The organism is uncultured Veillonella sp. (assembly GCF_934190855.1).
Taxonomy (GTDB): domain Bacteria; phylum Bacillota; class Negativicutes; order Veillonellales; family Veillonellaceae; genus Veillonella.
Genome location: NZ_CAKPTN010000193.1, coordinates 1 through 2,864, shown reverse-complemented (window position 1 = coordinate 2,864; position 2,864 = coordinate 1). Strand labels below are relative to the sequence as shown.

Annotated in this window: 4 protein-coding genes; all 4 read left to right on the top strand. The window is 40.1% G+C overall.

Annotation, left to right across the window (positions count from 1 at the left end; translation table 11 throughout):
* Positions 1–342 (top strand): ABC transporter substrate-binding protein (locus Q0F90_RS08595; protein WP_296004777.1); only part of this gene is annotated, 342 nt, incomplete at its 5' end.
* 14 nt (positions 343–356) lie between these two features.
* A complete protein-coding gene (locus Q0F90_RS08590) occupies positions 357–1,238 on the top strand; it encodes a branched-chain amino acid ABC transporter permease (RefSeq protein WP_296004775.1) in 882 nt (293 codons plus the stop codon).
* Positions 1,238–2,248, top strand: coding sequence for a branched-chain amino acid ABC transporter permease (locus Q0F90_RS08585; protein ID WP_296004773.1), 1,011 nt, complete (start codon positions 1,238–1,240; stop codon positions 2,246–2,248). Before Q0F90_RS08590 ends, Q0F90_RS08585 begins: the two co-directional genes overlap by 1 nt.
* Before the next feature lie 11 nt (positions 2,249–2,259).
* Positions 2,260–2,864, top strand: a 605-nt coding sequence (locus Q0F90_RS08580; RefSeq protein ID WP_296004771.1) for an ABC transporter ATP-binding protein, incomplete at its 3' end; no start/stop codon positions are given.

The following is a 2,864-nucleotide window of genomic DNA, read 5'->3' as shown; positions in this document are numbered from 1 at the left end:
ATTGCTGGTGATGCAGCTAACGGCGTTATCGTTGGTACACCTTGGTTCCCTAATAAAGAAGACCAAAAGGTTAAAGACTTCCGTAAAGCTTATGTAGCTAAATATGGTAAAGAACCTGACCAATTTGCAGCACAAGCATATGATGCAGTATATCTCTATGAAGCAGCTTTGAAAAAAGCGGGCTCCACAACAGATCGCGAAAAATTCCGCGAAGCATTGAAAAACATTGCTGACTTCGTTGGTGTAACTGGTCAATTCAAGTTCAACGAAAAACGCGATCCTTCCATGGAAGTTCAAGTATTACAAATTAAAAACGGTCAATTTGACGCATTAACAAAATAAGTTGAGGTAGTATAGTGTTTTTACAACAATTAGTTAACGGGTTAACCCTCGGTAGCTTATATGCTGTACTCGCTATTGGCTTAACACTTGTGTTCGGTGTTTTGAATATTATCAACATGGCTCACGGAGGCATCTTTATGATAGGTGCCTTCGTTGGTCTTTTTATGGTAACAATTTTTAACGTTAACATTTTTGTAGCCCTTATCGTAGCTATGGCAGTAGGCGCTATCCTCGGTTATCTTCTAGAATTTGTGGCCCTTCGTCCACTACGCAAGAAAAAGGTGTCTCACTTGGCACCACTTATTAGTACCATCGGTGTTTCTATCTTTATTGAAAGCTTGGCATTATTGCTTTGGGGCCCTCAAACAAGATCCTTCCCACCAGATTATATTGGTGGTCTCATCGACTTTGGGGCTTTTAAAATTTCTATGGTACAAATCATTGGTTTAGGTGTTTCTATCGTTTTAATGCTCATTTTAAATGTAGTCATTAAAAAAACTAAAATTGGTAAGGCCATTCGTGCCGTATCTATGAGTACTGAAACAGCTGCTCTTTTAGGTATTAATCCTACCATGATTATTTCTGTTACCGTAATGATTGCTTCTGCTCTAGGTGCAGCTGCAGGCGTATTAGTAGGCTTATCCTTTAATGCTATTGAACCTACTATGGGCGTTATCATCGGCTTTAAAGGTCTTGCAGTACTTATCTTAGGTGGTCTTGGCAATATTACTGGTGCTATGGTTGGTGGCTTTATCCTTGGTGTAGCAGAGGTCTTCTCTGTTGCCTATGGTGCTTCTACATTCCGTGATGCCGTTGCCTTTGGCCTCATTATCTTATTATTGTTCTGGCGCCCTCAAGGCTTGTTTGGTTCTAAAGATAAAGGGGGTAGACCGTAATGGATTTATTAAACCCGTATTATCTACAGATCGTGATGTTCTTCATCATCAATGCCATCATGGGTATTTCTATTTACTTTACACTTGCTAGTGGTCAGCTCTCTCTTGGTGCGGCTGGTTTTATGAGTGTAGGTGCTTATGTAGGTGCTATGCTTTCTTTGAAAGCTGATTTGCCTATAGTTGTTGGCATTTTAGTAGGTGGCTTAGTGGCAAGTCTTGTAGCAGTTATTATTGGTTTACCAACAACACGACTTAAAGGCTTGTACCTTGCTATTTCAACCCTTGGTTTTGGTGAAGTAGTACGCGTTATTTTCTTGAACTTAGATGTTACAAATGGTGCCTTAGGTCTATCTGGTATCCCGTCCATTCCTCAAGAGTTAACGAACTACGCTTATGAATTCGATATGGATGGCCTAATGGGGCTTGATGCTGTTACCTGGGGTAACTTGATAGCTATCATTATTTTGTTGGCTATTCTAGTTTTAATTATTGCTTTCTGTGTACGCATCAATAATAGCCGTGTTGGTCGAGCTTTTGCAGCGATCAAAGCTGATGATCATGCGGCAGAATTAATGGGGATTAACGTTGTTTACTACAAGATGATGGCTTTTATTATTGGCGCTTTCATTGCTGGTATCGGTGGCGGTTTGTATGCTCACATTACAAACTTTATTAATCCTACAGATTTCAGCTACCATAAAGTAGTACAAATCTTGTTATTCCCTGTATTTGGTGGTTCTAATGTAGTATGGGGTTCCGTACTCGGCTCCTTCATTCTTACATTGTTGCCAGAAGTATTGCGTTTCTTATCCGATTATCGAGATATCATTTATGGTGCTTTACTTGTCATCTTGATGGCTGTTCGTCCAGATGGTATTTTAACAGAATCTATGGTAGACAAAATTAGTCGCAAGTTAGGCTTTAAAAAGGCTCCATATATTCCAGAATCTCAAGTATTAACAGAACGTTTTGAAGCGTATAAACGCAAACAAGAAGAAAAACAAGGATAGGAGGGAACTGAATGCTATTAGAATTAAATGAAGTAAGTAAAAGCTTTGGTGGCGTTGCAGCTCTCACCGGTGTATCCTTTGGTGTTAAACAAGGTGAAGTGTTTGGTGTTATTGGTCCAAATGGTGCTGGTAAGACTACACTCTTCAACTTGATTACTGGTGTATTCCCAGCAAGCTCTGGAGAAATCGTTTTTGACGGTATGTCTATAGTAGGCATTAAACCTCATAGAACTGTTGAAATGGGGATTGCTCGTACGTTCCAAAACATTCGTCTTTTTGGTAATATGACAGCTCTTGAAACTGTTTTAACCGGTATGCATTGTCGTACTGGTTCTGGCTTCTTGTCTAGCTTTTTGAAAACAAAACGCCAACGTATCGAAGAAGAGCGTTGTCGTGGCATTGCTTACGAGTTTTTAAAGCTTGTAGGTCTTGAAGAAGATGCAGAAGAAGTTGCTACATCACTGCCATATGGTAAACAACGTCGCCTTGAAATTGCTCGTGCGTTAGCAACACATCCGCAATTGATCTTGCTCGATGAACCTGCGGCGGGTATGAACGATAGTGAAACTGAAGTGCTTCGCCAACTAATTGGTAAGATTCGTGACTTAGGTATTAC

Coding starts and splice junctions, on each gene's coding strand:
- Q0F90_RS08585 (WP_296004773.1), top strand. CDS start 1,238: ATGGATTTATTAAACCCGTATTATCTACAGATCGTGATGTTCTTCATC.